This window comes from Algoriphagus aurantiacus, assembly GCF_035156405.1.
Classification (GTDB): domain Bacteria; phylum Bacteroidota; class Bacteroidia; order Cytophagales; family Cyclobacteriaceae; genus Algoriphagus; species Algoriphagus aurantiacus.
In genome coordinates, this window is record NZ_JAXRUT010000012.1 from 125,356 (window position 1) to 146,358 (window position 21,003).

General features: G+C 40.5%; 16 protein-coding genes. 7 read left to right on the forward strand and 9 right to left on the reverse strand.

From position 1 onward, the window contains the following. Positions 1 to 43: 43 nt before the first annotated feature. Positions 44 to 658: a Uma2 family endonuclease gene (locus SYJ56_RS13395; protein ID WP_323834875.1), complete on the reverse strand. Its 615-nt coding sequence runs from the start codon at positions 656 to 658 to the stop codon at positions 44 to 46. Between the two features lie 110 nt (positions 659 to 768). On the opposite strand from SYJ56_RS13395, the gene hutG reads away from it, so the two are divergent. Then, positions 769 to 1,743, forward strand: coding sequence for a formimidoylglutamase (gene hutG / locus SYJ56_RS13400; RefSeq protein ID WP_323834877.1), 975 nt, complete (start codon positions 769 to 771; stop codon positions 1,741 to 1,743). Positions 1,744 to 1,830: 87 nt separating this feature from the next. Here the strand turns inward: hutG and araD1 are convergent, their stop codons facing one another. The 3 genes from araD1 to SYJ56_RS13415 all read right to left on the reverse strand — a co-directional run bounded on the left by araD1 (position 1,831) and on the right by SYJ56_RS13415 (position 6,855). After that, on the reverse strand, positions 1,831 to 2,847 hold the full coding sequence (gene araD1, locus SYJ56_RS13405) for an AraD1 family protein (RefSeq protein ID WP_323834880.1): 1,017 nt from the start codon (positions 2,845 to 2,847) through the stop codon (positions 1,831 to 1,833). Positions 2,848 to 2,986: 139 nt separating this feature from the next. Then, positions 2,987 to 3,817, reverse strand: a complete 831-nt coding sequence (locus tag SYJ56_RS13410; RefSeq protein WP_323834882.1) for a hypothetical protein — start codon at positions 3,815 to 3,817, stop codon at positions 2,987 to 2,989. 95 nt (positions 3,818 to 3,912) lie between these two features. After that, positions 3,913 to 6,855, reverse strand: a complete 2,943-nt coding sequence (locus SYJ56_RS13415) for an FAD-binding and (Fe-S)-binding domain-containing protein (protein ID WP_323834884.1) — start codon at positions 6,853 to 6,855, stop codon at positions 3,913 to 3,915. Positions 6,856 to 7,034: 179 nt separating this feature from the next. Between SYJ56_RS13415 and SYJ56_RS13420 the strand changes: the two genes are divergently transcribed. Together SYJ56_RS13420 and SYJ56_RS13425 are read left to right on the forward strand one after the other, a co-directional pair. Then, complete coding sequence (locus SYJ56_RS13420; protein WP_323834886.1) at positions 7,035 to 7,805, forward strand: YdcF family protein; 771 nt, start codon at positions 7,035 to 7,037, stop codon at positions 7,803 to 7,805. Positions 7,806 to 7,831: 26 nt separating this feature from the next. Beyond that, entirely contained in the window at positions 7,832 to 8,716 is an 885-nt protein-coding gene (locus SYJ56_RS13425; protein WP_323834888.1) for a DUF72 domain-containing protein, read from the forward strand. Positions 8,717 to 8,922: 206 nt separating this feature from the next. Here the strand turns inward: SYJ56_RS13425 and SYJ56_RS13430 are convergent, their stop codons facing one another. From SYJ56_RS13430 to SYJ56_RS13445, 4 genes are all read right to left on the reverse strand, one after another. Beyond that, complete coding sequence (locus tag SYJ56_RS13430) at positions 8,923 to 10,224, reverse strand: type II toxin-antitoxin system HipA family toxin (RefSeq protein WP_323834890.1); 1,302 nt, start codon at positions 10,222 to 10,224, stop codon at positions 8,923 to 8,925. Next, entirely contained in the window at positions 10,218 to 10,553 is a 336-nt protein-coding gene (locus SYJ56_RS13435; protein ID WP_323834892.1) for a helix-turn-helix domain-containing protein, read from the reverse strand. Before SYJ56_RS13435 ends, SYJ56_RS13430 begins: the two co-directional genes overlap by 7 nt. A gap of 143 nt (positions 10,554 to 10,696) precedes the next feature. Next, positions 10,697 to 14,578, reverse strand: a complete 3,882-nt coding sequence (locus SYJ56_RS13440) for an AAA domain-containing protein (RefSeq protein WP_323834893.1) — start codon at positions 14,576 to 14,578, stop codon at positions 10,697 to 10,699. After that, complete coding sequence (locus SYJ56_RS13445) at positions 14,579 to 15,400, reverse strand: SDR family oxidoreductase (protein ID WP_323834895.1); 822 nt, start codon at positions 15,398 to 15,400, stop codon at positions 14,579 to 14,581. A 251-nt stretch (positions 15,401 to 15,651) separates the two neighbouring features. On the opposite strand from SYJ56_RS13445, the gene rlmD reads away from it, so the two are divergent. Both rlmD and SYJ56_RS13455 read left to right on the forward strand, forming a co-directional pair. Next, positions 15,652 to 17,058, forward strand: a complete 1,407-nt coding sequence (gene rlmD / locus SYJ56_RS13450) for a 23S rRNA (uracil(1939)-C(5))-methyltransferase RlmD (protein ID WP_323834896.1) — start codon at positions 15,652 to 15,654, stop codon at positions 17,056 to 17,058. Next, complete coding sequence (locus SYJ56_RS13455; protein ID WP_323834898.1) at positions 17,055 to 17,432, forward strand: hypothetical protein; 378 nt, start codon at positions 17,055 to 17,057, stop codon at positions 17,430 to 17,432. Before rlmD ends, SYJ56_RS13455 begins: the two co-directional genes overlap by 4 nt. Before the next feature lie 87 nt (positions 17,433 to 17,519). Here the strand turns inward: SYJ56_RS13455 and SYJ56_RS13460 are convergent, their stop codons facing one another. Next, positions 17,520 to 18,812, reverse strand: a complete 1,293-nt coding sequence (locus SYJ56_RS13460; RefSeq protein WP_323834900.1) for an aminopeptidase P family protein — start codon at positions 18,810 to 18,812, stop codon at positions 17,520 to 17,522. Positions 18,813 to 19,086: 274 nt separating this feature from the next. Between SYJ56_RS13460 and SYJ56_RS13465 the strand changes: the two genes are divergently transcribed. Beyond that, positions 19,087 to 20,316 carry a M16 family metallopeptidase gene (locus SYJ56_RS13465; RefSeq protein ID WP_323834902.1) on the forward strand — a complete coding sequence of 410 codons (1,230 nt, stop codon included), beginning with the start codon at positions 19,087 to 19,089 and terminating at the stop codon, positions 20,314 to 20,316. A 2-nt stretch (positions 20,317 to 20,318) separates the two neighbouring features. Next, entirely contained in the window at positions 20,319 to 20,963 is a 645-nt protein-coding gene (locus SYJ56_RS13470) for an O-methyltransferase (RefSeq protein ID WP_323834904.1), read from the forward strand. The last annotated feature ends 40 nt before the right edge of the window (positions 20,964 to 21,003 follow it).

Consider the following 21,003-nt stretch of genomic DNA (forward strand, 5'->3'; position numbering starts at 1 on the left):
TGCGTAAACCTCTGTAGCCACTGCGGTTTAACCAAAATATAGCTCATAAAACCTCTTCCAAATCAAGTGTAAATCCAGGAAGAACACTGGATTGAATTTTGTCCCCAGAAGTAAAAAGTCGTGAGGGCTGAAATTTCCCGTCTACTAATGTATAAATCAACACCGTGCAATCGGTAGGATGAATTACCCAATATTCCCTCACTCCAAATTCCTGATAAAGCTCATACTTATTCTGAAGTTCCACCCGGCTATTTCCCGGTGAAAGAATTTCAACAATCAGATCCGGGGCTCCCAAGCATCCCTTATCATCCAACTTAGAAGGATCACATATTACAGAGATGTCCGGCTGAACTACGGATTTCACCTTTTCATCTTTTGGATTTTTTGAGAACCTGACATCGAAAGGTGCCGAATAGACTTTGCAGGGATGATCTTTTAAGAAAACCCATAATCTGGACGTAAGATTTGCTGACACTTCCTGATGCCTTCGGTTTGGAGCAGCCGCTTTTGCAAAGATTTTCCCTTTGATCAATTCGACGATTTCTTCGAAGTCCCATTTGAGGTAATCCGCATAGCTATATCCACCAAAATACTCATTTGGCTCTTGAAAAGCATCGAGATCAATTTTATCTTTCTGAGGAATTCTATATTCTTCCATCGCTTAATTGAGTTTTTGAATTTTACCTAAAAACCATATACATTGTTTATGTTATTAAAAATATCAGACAGCTGTTTATAATTTAGCATAAAATAAATCACAAACTCTATATGCCTCATCAAAATCCCGATCCTTCTCTTTGGACAGGAAGAAAATCTGAAACAATAGAATATTGGCATCAAGCCGCTATCTCTGTAAAAGAACTCAAGTTTGACGAAAATCAAGATTCTCCGAAAGTCGGAATCTTAGGATATGCAGGTGAAGAGGGTGTAAAAAGAAACCAAGGACGATTAGGTACTGCAGAAGGTCCGAACGCCATAAGAAAGAACCTGGGAACTTTGGCTTTTCACTTGCCTGAGAAAAGCAGAATTTTTGATTACGGTGATGTTTCTACTGAGAATTCCGATTTGGAATCAAGCCACGAATTACTTGCTGAAGCTGTTTTCAACTTACTCGAAACTAAACATTTTCCAATACTTTTAGGTGGGGGTCACGATTTGGCTTTGGCGCACGGAAGAGGAATTTACAAGCATTTGGCGGCTAAAAACCAGAAATTGGGAATTATCAATATGGATGCTCATTTTGATTTACGCCCGACTATTGATGGAAAGGGGCATTCAGGCTCACCATTTCTCCAACTAGCACAGGAAAATCCGGATACTTTCCAGTATTTATGTTTGGGGATTCAACGATCTGTCACCCCAAAATCACTTTTTGAGACCGCGGATAAAATTGGCGCAAAATGGATGGTTATGGAAGATTTTAGGCTGAATAACTGGGAGGTAATCCAAGAGAAAATCTTGTGGTTTTTGGATTCTGTGGACAAGATATACTTGAGTGTAGATATGGATGGTTTCTCTTCCGCTTTTGCTCCTGGGGTATCAGCACCTTCCCCAATGGGATTCAGACCGGAGTTTGCTTTCAAAGTATTTGAATTGCTCACCTCAACAAAAAAACTAATTTCCTTAGACGTAGTAGAACTTAATCCTACTTTCGATCAAGATCAAGCTACTGCAAGATTAGCTGCAAGATGTGCTGAATACGTGGCGAGAAAGGTAATGGGTAATAGTATAAAATGGCAATGAAGCTATGTTTGCAATAAATCGGTGATCCATTTCGGTAATACATCCACATTAAGTCCGTGAATAACCGGACAAAATTTCATACCGTTTTTACAGATTCGTTTTCACTTGAATCACCTTTTCTTCACCTGTTTCAAGAAATACTGTATTAATTAACGGACGCCCCATTCCATCCCATTCCACCTTCATCTGATCGCCGGTTTGCAAATTGATCCCAGCTCCAAAACTGAATGCGCCGGTACCAAAAAAATGCACATGTCCTTGGAGCTGTTGGCGATGATCAGGATATTTAAAATGATGATATTCCAGATTTGATAGAGAATGGGCCATATTTTTCTCTCCGGTTTGGATATCTGATGACCACAAGACGTCTTCGCCACGGGACACACTTATGCTTCCTTTCAAATCAAGAAAATCCATGGTGAGAACAAGTTCAGGACCTATGGAACAATTGCGCAACTTGGATGGAGCAAGGTAGAGGTAGTTCTTTTTTTCCATCACATGATCAGAAAATTCATTCCCTGTAGTAAAACCAATTCGTACTGGCTGCCCTTTTCTGTCGACCAAATAAACTCCTGCTATTTCCGGCTCTTCCCCGCCGTCATTTCCAAAATTGGGAACATTCAATTCTTCTCCATGCCCTTTCAAAATGGTACCTGTACCTTTATAAAACCACTCGGGCTGTATCCCCACTCTTCCGATGTCAGGCTTTCCTCCTTCTATGCCCCATTGATAGACTATCATGCTATCCGTAAGCGTGGTGCCTTTTTCACTCTGATGCATTACTTGCCTGTTCAATGCACTACTGTGATGAGTCAGACCTGTGCCGGAAACGATACAATGAGAAGCTATGTCAGGATTATCAAATGAAGGCAGTAATTTCCATTCGCTTGTTCCATTGTAAACTGAGTCATAATCAACATGGTCAGAAGAAATTTTCTGCTCTATCAAAGCTTGGATAGGAATTCCAGAATCAAGTGATTCTAAAGCCAGATGATAAATTGATGTGAAATCCTTTAGCAGGATCAGATTAGGTTCTCTAACTAAAGCAATTTTCCTTCCCTTTTCAGAATGAACAAGCTGTGTTAATCGAGTTTTTTCTTTCATCATTGTTTCGTTTATCGTTTTGCAGCTACCTTAAGGTGGCGATTTCGGAGCGATTCACTGTCAGCCAAGCACAACCTTTGATAGATGCACAAAGCTTGATTTAACCACTGAACTACTACTTTTGGGTAGGTACCAGCAGTTATTCTTTTCGTCCGTATAATGCTCCAGTCCATTCGTCAGGGTCACCAATTGTTTGATAAAGTTTGTATGGTTGTTTGTCATTGTATATTGAAAAGTCATTTGTGAAAAAACCGTCTTTAAAAGTTGGTTTATTGTCTGAGGTAAATAATGTATCACAGTCAACGGTAACTTTCCAAGTATCATTATCAAGTCTTAAACGCCAAGTTCCTCTCCCATTCCACAATTCATACTTCTGATATTGTTCAAATCCATAAACTGGAATATTGGTCATTGAAAAAGTGCTGTCTGAATTAAGAATAATTTTGATTTTTTTTTGTTTGTCGTTGTCTGAAATGCCGGTGCTTGAGTTTTTGTGGTCTAAATAATATTCTCCTGCCATTTGATTAATGTCAGGTTTTATTTTAGTGTAGTTGCTGTATGGCGAAGAAAATTTCTCTCCTGTTGATGCCCAGTGAATACTAAAAAAGATTGTCGGCAAGAATGTTATAACAATTGAAATAATAAGTCCGATTTTGAAAGATTTAATCCCGAATGAAGTTGCTTTCCTTTGATTGAATAGTCTTATGAGTAATTCTGTCACCCAACCGAATGTGTAAAAAAAGTTTACAAGAAGTCCAAATGCAATTGGTGTAAAAGGATGAATAATGTGTAAGTCAAACTTATATACAAACAAAAATACTAGCAAACTAATTAGTCCGAATAGAAGTAAAACAGCGTTAAAAACTAAACGTCTGATTTCCCACCACCCAACAATGTGATACCAGTTTCTGTCTGTCAGTTCGTGGCTAAATATTTTGTTGAGCAGTCTTTTCATAATTGCTGGTAACATGGTCATCATGTCAGTATTTAGGAAATCGCCATCACATCTACATCCATTTCAAAATAAGCTTTCACAGAATAATTGTATAAGATTGCGAACCTTCTTTAAATAAGTGCCTCCCATATTATCTCCACAGGATGCTTGGCTTTTCTGCCTGTACCATCCGCAATCTGATGTCTACAAGATGTTCCCGGTGCTGCTATGATTGTTTCCGCATCGGCTTTTCGTACAGCTGGAAAAAGAACCAACTCTCCCACTTGCTGAGAAACTTCATAATGCTCGGCCTCATAACCAAAACTTCCAGCCATCCCACAGCAACCGCTTGGAATGGTTTCCACACTATAATTTGCAGGCAAAGACAATAACTTCTGCGTCCAAGTCATGGAAGAAAGCGCCTTCTGATGACAATGACCATGGAGTTTGATCTTCTGAGCCTTGGAAGTAAAAGAGTCAGCTTTGATATTTCCGGCAGCGATTTCCTGAGCCAAAAACTCATCTATCAGCTTCACATGAAATTTTAGCTTCTTGGCAGCTTCTGCCAATTCCTTCTTGACTATTCTTGGATATTCATCACGAAAACTCAAAATAGCCGAAGGCTCAAGACCGATCAAAGGTGTATTTCCATCAATTAGCTTGTCAAATACTTCAACATTCACTTCAGCATGTTTCTTGGCTTTTGGAAGTAATCCCTTAGAAAGCGCTGAGCGACCACTTTCTTCATGATCCACAACTTTTACCTCGTAGCCTAATTTCTTGAGCAACGATATTGCCTTGATCCCAATCTCAGTATCATTATGGTTGGTAAACTCATCAATAAAGAAGTAAACTGATTTAATCTGCTTAGGCGCACTTGGAAGATTAGCATAGTTCTTTTTGTACCATTTTCGCAAGCTTACTTTACTGATGGCGGGCAAATTCCGCTTAGCAGCTACTCCCAAAACAGACTTCATCATTCCGCCAGTAAAGCTATTGCTGAGCATAAAATTCGCCAAGCCGCCGGTTTTTGAACCCAACTCATTCAACTCATTAATATAAGCAAAAGCTCTGGATCGAAGTGGGATTCCGTTTGTTTTTTGGTATTGATAAAGGAATTCAGCCTTCATGCTTGCCATGTCCACATTGGATGGACACTCCGCAGTGCAGCCTTTGCAGGATAGACACAAATCCATTGCTTCCTTGATCTCAGGATGGTTAAATGCATTTTCCTTCTTGTCCATTGTGAGAAACTCCCGGAGTGTATTGGCACGGCCCCGTGTTGTATCCTTTTCATTCCGGGTAGCCATGTAGCTAGGACACATCGTACCTCCAGAGCCCGGAAGCTTACGACAATCACCCGATCCGTTACATTTTTCTGCTAAACGGAGAATCCCACCCACATGAGAGAAATCTATTAAAGTATCATGAGCTGGAGTTTCCATGTCCGGCTCGTAGCGAAGAAATTCATTCATCGGAGCAGCATTCACAATTTTGCCCGGATTAAAAATATTTTGGGGGTCCCAAGAGAATTTTATCCTGCGGAAAAGTTCGTAATTCTTCTCTCCCACCATCAGCGGAATAAACGCTGCCCGAACTCTGCCGTCACCATGCTCGCCACTCAGCGAGCCTTGATACTTTTTCACCAATTCAGCTGAAGCTTTGGAAATCTTATAAAACTCCTCGACATCCTTTGATTTTTTCAAATCCAGAATAGGTCTCAAGTGTATCTCTCCAGCACCTGCATGGGCATAATGGACAGGCTTCTGATTGAAGCCTTTCATCATTTCATCTACCTCATCGATGTAATCTGCCAAATCCTCGATATCCACTGCCGTATCTTCAATACACGCAACAGCCTTGGGATCGCCGGGAATATTAGCCAATAATCCCAAGCCAGCAGAACGAAGAGCCCAAGCAGTGGAAACCATTGTAGGTTCAATGATAGGATACGCATATCCCAAGCCTGTTCTTTTTAGGTCGGCTACCAATGCTTCGCCTTTAGCCATGGCTTCTTCCAACGTTTGTCCCCGAAACTCCACCATCAAAATCGCTTCGGGATCACCTTCCACGAAGTAACGATTCTTACTGTACTCAATGCTTTCTTTGGTGCAATCCAGAATAATTTTGTCCATCAGCTCCACCGCTGTAGCCGGATGCTTCATTGCAGTCTGAGCAGACACCATGCTCTCATGGATCGTCTCAAAATGTGCTGCCACTACGATTTCAATAGGTTCTGGAAGGGGGTCAAGACTGATTTTAATCTCAGTGGTAAAGGCCAAAGTCCCTTCAGAACCACTTAACAACCTACAGAAATTGAAATCCCCTACTCCTCCAAATACCTCAGCCTTCAGCAGTTCATCTACTGCATAACCCGTATTTCTCCGATGAATAGATTTCTTTGGAAATTGTGCATGAATTTCCTCCCTAGCTTCCGGGTCGCTTAATTCTTCAAATACCTTTCTATAAATATCACCCTCAAGTGATTGAAGATTCATTTTTTGCTGAAACCCCTCTTTTGAAAGCTCTTCAAACTTAGCTGGATTTCCATCGCTCAAAATAGTATCCAATGAAATCACCTTATCTCTGGTTACCCCATAGACGATGGAAGTGGTGCCGGAGGAGTTGTTCCCAACCATTCCACCAATCATCGCACGATTGGCAGTGGAAGTAATAGGACTGAAGAAAAGTCCATGAGGCTTCAGGTATCGGTTGAGTTCATCACGTACCACTCCTGGCTGCACACGAACCCATCGTTCTGCTACATTTAATTCAAGGATTTCCGTAAAATGCTTAGAAACATCCACCACAATTCCATTGCCTACACACTGACCAGAAAGCGAGGTGCCGGCAGTACGGGGAATTAGTGAAGTCCCATTTTTAGCCGCAAAAAGTATCAGTTTCTGGATATCCGATTCGGATTTTGGAAATGCTACTGCCAAAGGCATCTCCCTATAAACTGAAGCATCCGTAGCGTATAGGGTTTTGGTAAGTGTATCGAATTGCAAGGTTCCTTCCAGTTGAGTGGAAAGTTCTTGAAGTAAAGGCAAAAGGTTAGGTAGGCTTGAACTCATGGTCAAAAATAAGCCGAGGAGATGGATTTAAGGAAAAGTAATGCAAAAGAATTTGGAAATGATCAAAAGACAAAATTCAATGCTCAATTTTCAAGGCATAACCCACTTGATAATTGTAAATTGAATTTGATCATTTTCACTTTCTCTCCTTTCTTTGTGGCAAATACCAAAACAAATTCATGTTTTTCTATCTCTCCCAGTTTCTGAGTTTCTTGGCAATGCCACTTACAATCATCTCTCTTCTTTGGGTTTTTGGGCTGATTTATCTAAAGAAAAAATGGGGAAGAAGATGTCTTTGGGCAGGATTGATTTTGTTATGGTTTTTCTCCAATCAATTTATTGCAAACCAAACGATGCTGGCTTGGGAACCTGGATTTAAGGCTTTCAATGAAGTGAAAAACCACGAAATCGGCATTGTACTTACGGGAGTAACAAATTTGAGTAAGACCGCTTATGACCGAACATTTTTTAATAAAGGAGCTGATCGGATCACACATGCTTTACAGCTTTACCGAGAAGGAAAAATAAAGAAAATTCTCATCACTGGCGGACAAGGATTAAATCCTGTAAACCCTCAGTCAGAAGCCGAAGTTCTCGAGCGATTTCTTCTGATGACCGGAGTACCGGCTGAGGACGTCATGATCGAAGATCAATCGAAAAACACACATGAGAATGCACTATTTACTAAGGCCTTTTTAGAAGAAAAAGGTATAGATACAGATCGAGAATTTATGCTGATCACTTCGGCTTTTCATATGAAGAGGGCGAAAGCTTGCTTCGACAAAGTAGGTTTGGCAACTGAAGCTTTCCCCACCGATTATTACAGCAATGATACCAAATACGACATTCCGACCTTATTTTTCCCAGATCCTTATTCGATATTTATCTGGCACAAATTGACGAAGGAATGGCTCGGGATTTTGGTGTATAAGCTAGTTGGGTATATTTGAGTTCTGATTATTATAAAACATCCACTATGAAATTTGGCAGCACCGATAATCCTGAGAATATTGACTTTACTCTACCGCCTGATCACCCTGACACAGCGGAGACGCTTAAGAAATATAAAAGTGACGATCCCTTCGAAGTGTACGTCGGATGTGCCAAATGGAATAAATCAGATCTCAAAGGCTTCTATCCCCGAGGCACTAAAGATGAACTGACCTATTATTCAAGACAGTTTAATTCCATCGAGCTTAATGCTACCTTTTACAATTCGCCAGACAAAAATCAGGTCGTTCAGTGGAAAGAGAAAACGCCGGAAGACTTCAAGTTTTTCCCAAAAATCCCTCAATCCGTCAGCCACTACCGCAGGCTTAATGATGTCAAGAATCTGACTGATGAATTTGCTGATTCTGTGAGCATGTTTGAAGATAAGCTTGGAATGGTTTTCTTACAGATGATTGATAATTTCAAACCGAAGTTCATAGATCGGGTAGAAAGCTTCGCACAAGACTTTCCCAAAGGAGTTCCACTGGCAATAGAGGTTCGCAATGAAGACTGGTTTAAAGGAGAAGTTTTTGATGCTTACTATGAAATCCTAAAGAAAAACAACATCACGAATATCATCGTGGATGCAGCTGCGCGTAGAGATATGCTCCATATGCGGCTTTCCAATGACGTTGCCTTCGTCCGATATGTGGGGGCCAATCATTCAAGTGATTATACGCGACTTGAAGACTGGGTGGAGAGAATCAAAGTGTGGAGATCCCAAGGACTGCAAAAGCTTTATTTCTTCATCCATCAGAATGTTGAAAAGGAATCACCTTTACTTGCAGAACATTTCATCAAAATGCTAAACAAGGAACTTAACCTTTCACTGAAAATCCCCAATTCCCCTGACAATCCCCTAGGATTTTAAAAACCTCTTTTAATTAAAACTGATTTGATGATTCGAATATTTATGACGCATGTTACGTAACGTACTTTACGCAATTCCGAATTTGTTCAGTCATGAAATAGCCTTTCAATCCGTTCGTAATCAGCACCTATCAAGGAAAAGACTATTTCTGTGATCGGGAAAACGATCTAAAAACACTCATTTCTCTCTAATTCTACTCCTTCATATCACACCAAAAGCGTAGAAGCGATACTGTCCCGTAATTCCGAATCTACTTTTGCTTCCTCAGCAAACTCTTTCCATTGCTTGATCGCAGTTACGACAGCATTGATTTTTTCTTCAGGCTTTTTAATATTCATTTTACGGGCAACTTCCAAAAAATCAGAATTCTGTATTTCTTCCCTTTTACCATTGACCATTAAGGATTGGGCACTCACCCACATACTTCCCGGTCTATAGGCATAGCAAATATCATAAGCTGGCGAAAGCTTCCACTTGCCGTCTTTATCCATCAAAAAAGCGAAGTTCTTTGTGTGATCGTCACAGTTTCTGGCCAACACATTAAACACCATACGAATAAACATCTGCTCTGCTTCTGGATAGGAAAGCCTTAGCATCCGCATCGTCTCAAATACCTGTTCGTAGCTGTAATCCCCCACTTGATTAAAATCAAAGTGTCTTAATCCACAAAAACTTTGCATGTGGATTTTCTGACCATCGTCATGTCTATCAAAACGCTTGGTCATAAAGTGCGCCCTGCCATTTTCTTCCAACAATCGGCATTCACTCATCTCGATTCCTGCAGATTGAGCCATAAGAAAATAGGCCATTTCTACCCGACCATAACCCAGTGTGGAGCCAAATTGAGAATCGTGGACTCCATCAAACTTAATGATCCAATACGAAAAGTCAGAAGGAGCTTTCACCTGCCCGCTTTTTACTTTTCCTGTTTTGGGATTGTATGCAATTACAGCTTTGGCACGGGCTCCACCCGCGGAAGTACCGATTTTGAGAATATCCGACAATGCAGACTGCTCATCTACCCTCAGATTTGACTGAAAATCTTCTCTGGAATTGAGGATTTTACCCGCGATATTGACCATGCTGTCTATTTCAATCGAAGTCGGCCTTGTGGTTTCATCCCGAAGGGATGGCCTGATTTCCAAAGCCCCGACTCCCCGCTTTCCTATGAAACAGAGTTGCTCTACAGGATTGAGACTATCGGCCACTCGTCCATTTTGGATTAGCCAAGCATTGATCAGCTGATTCCCATATTTATCCGGCAACATATCTGCCAGCAAGCCCGGAAGCCCTTTGAAGGTATCAAAAACGTCCCCCCGGGATTTCCGCAATTCAGGAAATCTGTAAACTCTTCTCCCTTGGCTCAAAGGCATTTTTGCAGGGGAAATATCCAACCCTGAATGAAGAAAATCCTCATTGAACTCAAAACTTCCCAATTGCTCTGAATCATCCCAAAGAACCGCTCCGACAAGCTTATCCCAGATCCAGATTTCAGCCGCAGCTACCATTCTGACGGAGGATTTTCTGCAGCCATATCCGAATTACGAATCCGCTGTCTTTCGTGTTTTTTTTGAAGCTTGATATAATCCATCGGACTGATAACCTTCTTCACCTCAAAGTCCTCAAGCCACTGTAGCTTATCCAACACACGAAGCACCTGTATTAAGGTGATTAGATTGACTTTTTCACCGCGCTCCAGAAGACTCAATGTGGACCGGCTGATCCCTGCTGCAGTGGACAGCTGCTCCTGGGACTTATTCTGCTCCATGCGATGATGCTTCACAAAGTGTCCGAGCTTATTGAGAATTGCACTATCACTTAGCTGATTATAATCCATGACTCAAATATCATTCATTATCTACAAATATACATATTAATGAATGAATTATCATACATTTCAATTTATTTATAGTGAATCATAAATCATTCACTATAGGTTTATAATTGATTTAATGAATGATATATCAATCATTAAATCAATTATAAATAAAAATAATTTCTACTCCACTTCCATTCATATATCCAGCCTTTCTGTTCAAGCAAAATAGGGTGATATGCTAAAGCCGCTTTTGCTGTAGCCGCATTAAAAAATCGCTGATCATCTGTAAGAACAGCTTTCTTTTCTCCACTTGATTCAGTCAAAATCAAGTCCATCACAGCTGAGGGAGTTTCTTTTGAATAGGATTTGTCTAAATCCAACAATTTATTTTTCAAGCTCCAATAAATCTCATAACCCTTGGTTATAGCCGTTGGAGTGGCAATTGAAGGATTTCCACTTTGTATTTGAGCAAAAGTCAAAAACTCTCGAAGCATGGCTAAACCCTGGTTTTTAAGCTGACTTGGTCGGAAATCAGCCGGTTCAATACTCGAAATCACATGCATTCTCTTTCGGGCCCGGGTAATGGCCACATTCAGTCTATTTTCAGCTCCTGACTTACCGAGCAGCCCAAAATTTGTAACTAACTTTCCATCCGGGTTGGGGGCATAACCCAAGGATAAAATCACCTGGTCAAACTCGTCTCCCTGCACGTTTTCAATATTTCGCACTTTGATTCCTGAATCTTGGAAGCCTGCTTTCCAGAGTTTCTCACGAATCAATTCCATCTGAAAATAATTCCCTGTCACAACCCCAATACTATCTGAAGGTGATGAATGACGAATCCTTTCGACTTTCAAAACAACTGCATCTACCTCCATTTTATTTACCTGATTAAACCAAATCCCCTCAACCTTTTCCCAAGTAAATGCAGGCTTTCCAACCATAGTCGTCACATAATCAGGCAATGCCTCCAACTGGTTTTCATAGAAATGCTCATTAGAAAAATGTATCAAAGCCGGATCTGCTGAGCGGTAATGACCTTTTAGCTGATGTTTTTCAAAAAAATCCCCTGCCAGCTCCAACAAGGACTCCGCTTCATATTCCAGCCCCTCCTCTTCAGATTCCCATTTTACCTGATAGAAATCCGAAGGCCGAAGCTGCTTGGAATCACCGGCAATTACCACCTGCTTACCTCGTAGCATTGCGGGTAAACCCCGCTCAACATGGCACTGTGAAGCTTCATCAAAAATCACTAAGTCAAAATTTTGCTCCAATGAAAACACTGCAGAAACTGTCTCAGGACTGGCAAACCAGCAGGGCAACAGACGAAAAACCTCTTCTCCCATTTCTTCCAGCAATCTCCTAATAGGCCAACGCTGCCTCTTTTTACTAACCTGGTGAAGCAAATCCCGATAAGTCAGTCGATTTCCCAGACGGTTAAATTCCAGTCCACTTGTGATTTGTTCCCGAAGTCTAAGCAAAGCGATATGTCTAGCTATCTTCCTTTTTTCAAGAATCGCTCCCTTTAATTCAACCAGCTCATGTTGCATCGCCAGACTCCCGGCTTCTGCCAAAAGAGGACTCTTGGCTTCCAAATAAGCTATCCATGCCAAATACCATGAATTCCAAAATGCTAACAGCTGATCTGATAAACTCAATGCGGGGTATTCTGTTTCCAGTTTTTCAGCAAGTGAAATAGTAATCGGATGGGATTTCTCTAAAAACCTATCAAAAGCTACAAGCTCCGAAAAAGTCTGATTTAAGTTCAATTCAGTACCAATTGCCGCCGTTCCATTGTTGAAAGCATAAAAGATCTGATCATTATTCAAGTAAGCTTTCCAGTTGATTGACGATTGCTGAAATGACTCCGAAAACTTGCGCACTTTGTTGAGCTGGGGTTTAAAATCATCTGATGTCCAACAAGCTAAGGAATGTAACTCCTGTCGATTCTCCCATAATACAATCCAATCAAGAACTGGGGACAATAATTCTAGCTGATTCTCTAAACCTGCAGTGGAAAGCTTAGTGATCTCCATTCCTTCCATTTTTGGAAGCTCTACAAGTTCAGTATTTAATGCTTTAAGAGTCTCAAGTTCAGCGCGAATACCCGATATAGCTTTTGAATCAAGCTTCAAATTCGACTTGTCCAGGATTTCAAAAGTCAACGGGAATTTGTCCTTATTCAATTGCACCTGCATTTTCCCCAGCCATGACGTAGTTTTTACTTTCAATGCATCAAGCTCTAGCTCAAGACTGGATAGGTTTTCGGAACTGGCTGATATACCAAATGAAAGCTGCTGAAGCTTTTCGATTGAGGCTGAAATCCAATTGCAAACCTTAGTAAGCACCAATCGATTCTTGGAATCAAATATCGATAAAATAGCTAATTCAGGCTTCTCTAATTGATTTAGCTTGTCATTGAGCCCTTTTATGGAATCGGGAAAATCAGCAGTTGCCAAAATCAAACTGGCTAGCTTTTCGAAAGGAACATCTGAATTATCAGCTGCCCATTTTACTCTAGAAGTCTCTATTTCATTCAAACTCTGGACAATTCTCGGGAAAACCACAGGCTCAAAATGGGAGAATGAAACTCTCTTTTCCCAAAACGAACCTTTAAACTGTAACGAATAGGAATGGTGAATTTTATAGTCTTTTTCAAAATCCTGTGCTTTCTGGTAATCTAGTTTAGTTAAATCAGGGTGATCAAAAAATGGTTTTTTCAGATCCGCATTCAGATACATAGCCTTAACAGGAATTCCCGCCGATTCGGTATCAAAAAGCGCAGTTCGAAAACCTTCGAACTTCTCCGAAAGTCTGGAAATCGCCTTGGAGTATTGAGAAATTTCTCTTTCCAATTGAATAGAATCAATTCCTCTATTCTGCTCCTGATATGACTCTATAGCTTCGATTTGAGCTTTTATCTTCTGAAAAAGAACTTTTTGATCCGCTCGGAAATCGTGCACCAAACCCAGAAAATCACCAAAGCCAGCTTTGGACAACCGCTCAAAAACTACATCTAAAGCTGCTCTCTTTTGAGAAACCACCAACACTTTTTTGCCTCTTGAGCAATAGTCAGAAACTAGATTTGCGATCAATTGAGACTTCCCCGTTCCTGGAGGGCCTTCCACTACCAAACTTCTCCCTTGTCGGACTTTCATCAAGATATTTTCTTGGGAAGCGTCCAAGGGGAAAACAGGGAAAAGCTGGTCCTCTCTAGGTATGGACTGATTTTCGTCCGTTTCATAGTACTTAATAAATAGCTCTTCTAAATCTATATCAGAAAACTCATCTTCCAGCTTTTCATAATCAGAAAACAGAAAATTTGCTTTTTGGGCAAACAGACCTAAAAGCGCATAGCTTTTCAAAGCAAGCTTTCCATCTTGAAATTTGCCGGAATCCAAACTCAATTGAGAAACAGGAAAGGGAATAAGCTGATCTTCAAACAGGGATGAGCTTAGCTGAATTGAGAAATTGTCATTGAGAATCTTAGAAAATTCAGTTCGGAATTCAGTTGCATCAGTCGACAGTTCCTGCAATGCTTGATTCAATGCATCTGCATCCAAAACTTTCCCATATCCCTGGCTATAAGCCAATAGAAAGGCCGGACTCCATTGCCATTCATTGATTTTTGAAAGAACCCATTGCCCATTTTCAATCTGAAGACCAACACTCAAAAGCAGCAATGGCGCTCTTAGAACATGTCCGTTGATTAATTTCCCCTCGACAAATGGCCATCCTAGGAATAGAGAGCCCTCCCCGGTTTCTTCTTTAGTCAGTTGATCCCGAAAAGAAAGTCTGGAAAATGTTTTGGAAAGGGAATTTACACTAGCAAGCCTAGGATCGGATTCTGGAATTAAAGGAAATGTATTCTTTGAGGAAATAGCCCTTCTAATGATTTCAAAGCTATTTTCCCCATTCAAAAAATCTAACTCTTTCAGATCAACAACCCCAAAACCTTCTGACTTTGGTAGATAAAGAGACCTGTTTTTGGAAGACAGGTCAATAAGCCGATGTCGGTAAGTCTGAAAGATTGATTCAGGCATTTAGTGGAAAGGTGAGTCTTTTTCCTTAGCCATCTGATTATAGACAATGTGATCCAACCTGCCCGGCATCCATTTATTCAAAAAGACTAAGAGCTTACCCTGTGTGGTCAAAACCAAGTCACGCTTCCTTTTCAAAGTTGCCGTCAAAATCTCTTCGGCGACTTCATCTGAGCTCATCATTTTTGATTCATCACGAGGAGATTCTCCCTGAGAAGAACCATGTGCAGTGAGCGCATTCTTGCGAATATTTGAAGCCGTAAATCCCGGACAAGCCACCAAGACATGCACTCCTTTTTTCATCACCTCTGTCCGTAATGATTCAAAAAATCCGTTCATGGCGTATTTGCTAGCTGTATAGGCTGTTCTTGCGGGTGTGCCGCGAAATCCGTTGATAGAGGAAATACCAATCACTGTCCCTTTGTTTTCCACTATTGAAGGCAGGCAAAATTTAGTTGCATAGACAGTACCCCAAAAGTTTGTATCCATCACTTTATGAAACACTTCGAAATCAAGATTTTCAAACAGCGCACGCATGGAAATACCCGCATTGTTTATTAGAATATCTATTTTGCCGTATTCTGTCAGAACAGTGTCAGCCATTCTTTGATTATCAGCCACCACACTCGCATCTGCCAAAATCGCCAATACAATAATCCCTTCTGCTTCTAATTTTGCTTTAGTCGCATTCAATTTTTCTTGATTCCTGCCCGTTATCACGATTCTAGCGCCTGCTTTACCAAAAATTCTGGCACATGACTCTCCTATTCCCGAGGTGGCCCCTGTAACAATAACTACTTTATCTTTAATACTATCTTGTTTCATTGATGATTCAAAGATACTGAATTTGTGATTTTTAAATTTCAAGTTCGAGTTTCGAAAGATCAAAAATTGATTCATTCAATATCCCATATCAACTAGAAAAATTTCTACTGAACCAACTTTAAACCAAAATTTCAATTTTTAAGTTTTCGAAAGGAATATTTTTTACGAATAGATTAGTAATACGAATGTTAATAATTCCAAGTTAGACATGGCATTCACTATTACATTCAAATTTCCCTAATTTTGCGCCCATGTCGCGAAAAATGAAAAACAAAGTGATTACAAACCTCCTTATTGAGCGGATTGCCTCAGAGGGTAAATGTTTGGGACATCATGAGGAAAAAGTGGTTTTTGTAACGGGAGTTGCGCCTGGAGATGTAGTAGATGTAAGAATTACCAAAGGAAAAAGCTCCTTCATGGAAGGGGAACCGGTAAATTTCCATGAGTATTCCAAGGAGAGAATAGATCCTTTTTGCCCCCATTTTGGCACATGTGGTGGCTGTAAGTGGCAGCACATTAATTATGACTTACAGAAAACTTATAAGCGTCAGCAGGTAGTAGATCAATTTCAGCGTATTGCTAAAGTAGAAATGCCAGAAGTGATGCCAACGATTGGTTCAGAAAAAACCCGCTACTATAGAAACAAGCTTGATTTCACTTTCTCTAATAAGAAATGGCTCACCTTAGAGCAAATCAGATCTGGAGAGGATTTTGATCGAAACGCCTTAGGTTTTCATATTCCGAAGATGTTTGACAAAATCATCGATGTGGATCATTGTTACCTTCAGGGAAGTATCTCAAATGATGTAAGGAATGAGCTTAGGGCGTTTGCTTTGGCAAATCAGCTGAGTTTCTACGACATTAGAAATCAAGTTGGTCTGCTTCGAAATCTGATTATCAGAACCACCAGCACAGATCAAAGTATGGTGATTGTGCAGTTTGGAGAAAATGATCCTGAAGCGATTCAAAAAGTCATGGGTCATTTGAATGAGAAATTCCCGGATATCACTTCACTATTATATGTCATCAATACCAAAGGAAATGAGACTTTCCATGATTTGGAATTGGTCACTTTCGCAGGCAAAGCATATATAGAAGAAGAAATGGAAGGATTGAAATTCAGAATCGGACCGAAGTCTTTCTATCAAACCAATTCTGAGCAAGCTTACGAGTTATATAAGGTTGCCAGGGATTTTGCTGATTTGCAGGGCAATGAGGTGGTATATGATCTCTACACCGGCACAGGTACAATCGCAAATTTCGTAGCAAAGCAAGCCAAACAAGTTATCGGAATTGAATATGTAGCGGCTGCCATTGAAGATGCGAAACTCAACTCGGAAATCAACGGACTGGACAATACGCTCTTCTATGCAGGTGATATGAAGGACATGCTAAATGAAGAATTTATCGCAAATCATGCCGCACCTGACTTGATTATTACCGACCCTCCACGTGCGGGAATGGATGAAAAAGTAGTACAGATGTTACTAAGACTGAACGCCCCAAAAATCGTGTATGTGTCCTGCAATCCTGCCACCCAGGCTCGGGATGTAGCGCTTTTGAGCGAAAAATATAAAGTAGATAAGGTGCAGCCCGTGGATATGTTTCCACAAACGTACCATGTAGAAAATGTAGTACTCTTAACTTTAAAATCATGATTTCAGATTTCAATGATCCCGAACTGAGCGGAAAATATCTGGGTACAATTACCAGTGATTTTATAAAGATCTCAGACGCGCTAAAAGAAGCTTCTTACCAGATCAGAACCCGGAAATTCTCTGATTATCCGATTTTCCCAATTTCTAAAGAGATGCAACCAATAGGTAAAATTTTTGTTGGCAAAGAGGAAAAAGGCCTCGACTGGAATTACTTCATGACCTATGTAGATGAGTTTGTGCAGCGAAAATTGATCTCTGAAGAAGCGCTACCTGAGTTCGAAAAAGCCTATAAAGATCCTGACGAATTTTGTTGTCTTTTTGTGATGGATGGGGCATTTACCAGCTTCGTATACATTCCTTATCCTAACGACTAATTCCAAATACGGGCATCAAAAAAAACTTTACCTATTGTCTGGGTAAAGCTTTTTTTGATTTGAGTAGCACTGATACCAAGGATCCAATTACCTATTCATCAATTCCTCGATCTCCTCAGCTTCTACTGGGATATTTCGCATCAGATCAAAATATCCTTTGCCTTCCTGAATCACTATATTATTTTCCAACCTAATCCCCAGCCCCTCTTCCTGAATGTAAATCCCTGGCTCCACAGTGAATACCATTCCCGGTTTGATCGGCCCATGCATCGTACCTACATCATGCACATCCAATCCCAGATGATGAGAAGTACCATGCATAAAGTACTTTTTGTAAGCTGGCCAGTTAGGGTCTTGATTTTTTATATCGGTCTGATCAATTAAACCCAAGCCAACTAGCTCACTCTGCATAATCAGTCCTACTTCTTTGTGGTAATCCTGAATATTAGTACCAATTCTTAGAATATGTGAAGCTTCTTTTTGCACACGCAAAACTGCATCATACACGGCTCGTTGTCTTTCCGTAAACCTACCACTTACCGGAATGGTACGGGTCATATCCGCATTGTAATTGCCGTACTCAGCCCCCACATCCATGAGGAGCATTTCGCCAGCTAAACATTCCTTATGATTTTCGATGTAATGGAGTACGCAGGCAGATGCACCGGAAGCAATAATTGGCTCATAGGCAAAGCCTTTACTGCGATTTCTTACAAACTCGTGCAGGTATTCTGCTTCGATTTCATATTCAGTAACGCCAGGTTTTACAAAAGACAAAATTCTTCTAAAACCTTTCTCGGTGATATCACAGGCAACTTGAAGTTGTTCGATTTCCTCTTTCTCCTTCACTCCTCTGAGCTCATGCATGATAGGAGCAGAACGATGATAATTGTGTAAGGGAAACCGCTCTTTGCACTTTTTAATAAATCTGGCATCCTGAGTTTCTACTACCACTCCGGCACGCAAATGCTCATTAGTATTTAGATAGATATTGCAGCAAAGTGCCATCACTGTGTTGAATACTTGATCAAAATTGGCTAGCCACTGGATATTTTTAATCCCAGAAGTAGCTTCAGCTTCTTCCTTGGTGTATTTATGCCCTTCCCAGATTGCTATGTGTTCATTAGTTTCTCTCAAGAAAAGTACTTCCCGCATGTGAGGATTTGGACAATCAGGAGCAACTAGTAGAATAGTCTCTTCTTGGTCAATTCCGGTGAGGTAAAATAAATCGTTATTCTGACGAAAACGCATAGTCCCGTCAGCATTGGTGGGCATGATGTCATTTGAATGGAAAATAGCTACGCTGCCTTCAGCTAGTTTGTAGCAAAATTTCTCTCTATTCTTGATATAAAGTGAACTGGAAAGAGGTTGATATTTCATGTGTTTATAATTGATTTTTTTTGGTCATAACCTGTCCCGTGACGAAGGAAACGGGATAGCCTGTCCCGAACTCGATTCGGGAGAATCTCGCTTAGGAAATAATAACCCCTCTTTGTGTCGTTTTCGACATGCTCGATTTCATGTGGTTTTTTAATGTGGTTTTCTAATTCTGAGCTGGAAAGTTACTAATTCTAATGCGAAAATCTGGTTAGAAATTCCTCAGGAACCTTTTTCCTGCTTTACTTTGTATATTACCGAAAGGGTAAATTATAGCATGGAATTAAACATCAAAGAACTTAATAACGGCATTCGGATTGTCCATCAGGAAGTTACCCATACCAGACTAGTTCACTGTGGATTTATATTAGACATAGGAAGTAGAGACGAGACTAAAGAACAAGAAGGGCTGGCTCATTTTTGGGAACATATGGCCTTCAAAGGCACTCAAAAGCGAAAGACCTTCCACATCCTGAACCGTCTGGAATCACTTGGCGGAGAGCTCAACGCCTACACTACCAAAGAGAAAGTATGCTTCTACGCTTCGACTTTAAAAGAACATTATGTTAAAGCCGCTGAACTACTTTTCGACATTACTTTCAACAGCACTTTTCCCGAAAAGCAGATCGAAAAAGAACGCCAGGTAATTTTGGAGGAAATGTCCATGTACCGGGATTCTCCGGAGGATGCGATACAGGATGAATTGGATGAGTTGGTGTTTGAAAATCATTCATTGGGAAGAAATATCCTGGGAACAGAACAAACGGTCGGGAGCTTTACACAAGAGGATTTCTTCGACTTCATCTCTACCCGATTGGACACATCCAGACTGATATTTTCTGTGGTGGGAAATATTTCTTTTCAGAAAGTATTACGTGGGATAGAAGGTCCTTTATCCCAAATCCAAACGAAAAGGAGCCTATATGTGAGAAGCAGTTTCCATAATTATGATCCAAAGGTAAAAACCCAGGAACGTGACGTAAGCCAGTCTCTATGTGCCATTGGCCGACCGGCTTTTTCTCTTTACGACCCACATCGCTTCAAACTTTTTTTACTTAATAACATTCTGGGTGGACCTAGCATGAATAGTAGGCTGAATTTGATGCTTAGAGAAAAACACGGCTATGTCTATAGCATAGAGTCCAGTTATCAGCCTTTTTCGGATATAGGTTTCTTTGGTATTTACTTTGGAACAGAAGGGAAAACGCTGAAAAAAGCCCAATCTCTGGTACTCAAAGAAATGCACAAAATGACTAGTACAAAGCTTGGCACCCTTCAGCTTCATATGGCAAAGGAGCAAGCAATAGGTCAGATGGCAATGGCAGAAGAAAATTACTCAGCATTGATGCTCGTGTATGGTAAAAGCTTAATCGACCATGGAAAGGTAGACCCTTTAGAAAACATCTTTAATCAGATCAGAAATACAACAGCAGACGAAATTCAGGAAATCGCACAGGATATTTTCAATCCTGACATGCTTACTTTCCTAACTTATACCCCTCAATAATCATGGAATTTATAGACCCTGCACTTCTAACCTATTGCGAAGATCACAGTAGTGAAGAGGATTATTTGCTAAAGAAAATCACCCGTGAAACTCGGGCAAAAGTTTTGATGCCCCGAATGATCTCCGGGCATTTGCAAGGAAAATTGCTGGAGCTTTTCACTAAGATGCAAAGACCAAAAACTATTTTGGAAATCGGCACATACACTGGCTACTCAGGAATCTGCATGGCAAGAGGACTGGAAAAAGACGGAAAGTTGATCACACTTGACATTAATGATGAGCTTGAAACTATGGTTCGTGGATTTTTTGAAGAAAGTGGACTTGCTGATCAAATCGATTATAAACTTGGAAATGCACTTGAAATCATCCCTTCTCTTCCTGGTCCTTTCGATATGGTCTTTATCGATGCAGATAAAAGCAACTACACCAACTATTATGATCTAATTATTGACAAGATGAGTTCTGGCGGAATTATACTTGCAGACAATGTCCTTTGGTCCGGGAAAGTCTTAGTAGAAAAAGGCAAGAAAATAGACAAGGATACTCAGGCAATTTTGGACTTTAACGACATGATTCAAAACGATCCAAGAGTAGAAAACGCACTTCTACCTATCCGTGACGGAGTGATGATGGCAAGAAAAATCTAAGGGAAACGAAAAGGGGAATCATTTTTGCTAAAATGAGGCT

Excerpts from the sequence above, each read along its gene's own strand:
- SYJ56_RS13455 (WP_323834898.1), top strand. The coding sequence starts at position 17,055 with ATGATTTCAGATTTCAATGATCCCGAACTGAGCGGAAAATATCTGGGT.
- SYJ56_RS13430 (WP_323834890.1), bottom strand. The coding sequence starts at position 10,224 with ATGGTAGCTGCGGCTGAAATCTGGATCTGGGATAAGCTTGTCGGAGCG.
- SYJ56_RS13440 (WP_323834893.1), bottom strand. The coding sequence starts at position 14,578 with ATGCCTGAATCAATCTTTCAGACTTACCGACATCGGCTTATTGACCTG.
- SYJ56_RS13420 (WP_323834886.1), top strand. The coding sequence starts at position 7,035 with ATGTTTTTCTATCTCTCCCAGTTTCTGAGTTTCTTGGCAATGCCACTT.
- araD1 (WP_323834880.1), bottom strand. The coding sequence starts at position 2,847 with ATGAAAGAAAAAACTCGATTAACACAGCTTGTTCATTCTGAAAAGGGA.
- SYJ56_RS13435 (WP_323834892.1), bottom strand. The coding sequence starts at position 10,553 with ATGGATTATAATCAGCTAAGTGATAGTGCAATTCTCAATAAGCTCGGA.
- SYJ56_RS13415 (WP_323834884.1), bottom strand. The coding sequence starts at position 6,855 with ATGAGTTCAAGCCTACCTAACCTTTTGCCTTTACTTCAAGAACTTTCC.
- SYJ56_RS13425 (WP_323834888.1), top strand. The coding sequence starts at position 7,832 with ATGAAATTTGGCAGCACCGATAATCCTGAGAATATTGACTTTACTCTA.
- SYJ56_RS13460 (WP_323834900.1), bottom strand. The coding sequence starts at position 18,812 with ATGAAATATCAACCTCTTTCCAGTTCACTTTATATCAAGAATAGAGAG.
- SYJ56_RS13470 (WP_323834904.1), top strand. The coding sequence starts at position 20,319 with ATGGAATTTATAGACCCTGCACTTCTAACCTATTGCGAAGATCACAGT.
- SYJ56_RS13410 (WP_323834882.1), bottom strand. The coding sequence starts at position 3,817 with ATGTTACCAGCAATTATGAAAAGACTGCTCAACAAAATATTTAGCCAC.
- SYJ56_RS13445 (WP_323834895.1), bottom strand. The coding sequence starts at position 15,400 with ATGAAACAAGATAGTATTAAAGATAAAGTAGTTATTGTTACAGGGGCC.
- hutG (WP_323834877.1), top strand. The coding sequence starts at position 769 with ATGCCTCATCAAAATCCCGATCCTTCTCTTTGGACAGGAAGAAAATCT.
- SYJ56_RS13465 (WP_323834902.1), top strand. The coding sequence starts at position 19,087 with ATGGAATTAAACATCAAAGAACTTAATAACGGCATTCGGATTGTCCAT.
- SYJ56_RS13395 (WP_323834875.1), bottom strand. The coding sequence starts at position 658 with ATGGAAGAATATAGAATTCCTCAGAAAGATAAAATTGATCTCGATGCT.
- rlmD (WP_323834896.1), top strand. The coding sequence starts at position 15,652 with ATGTCGCGAAAAATGAAAAACAAAGTGATTACAAACCTCCTTATTGAG.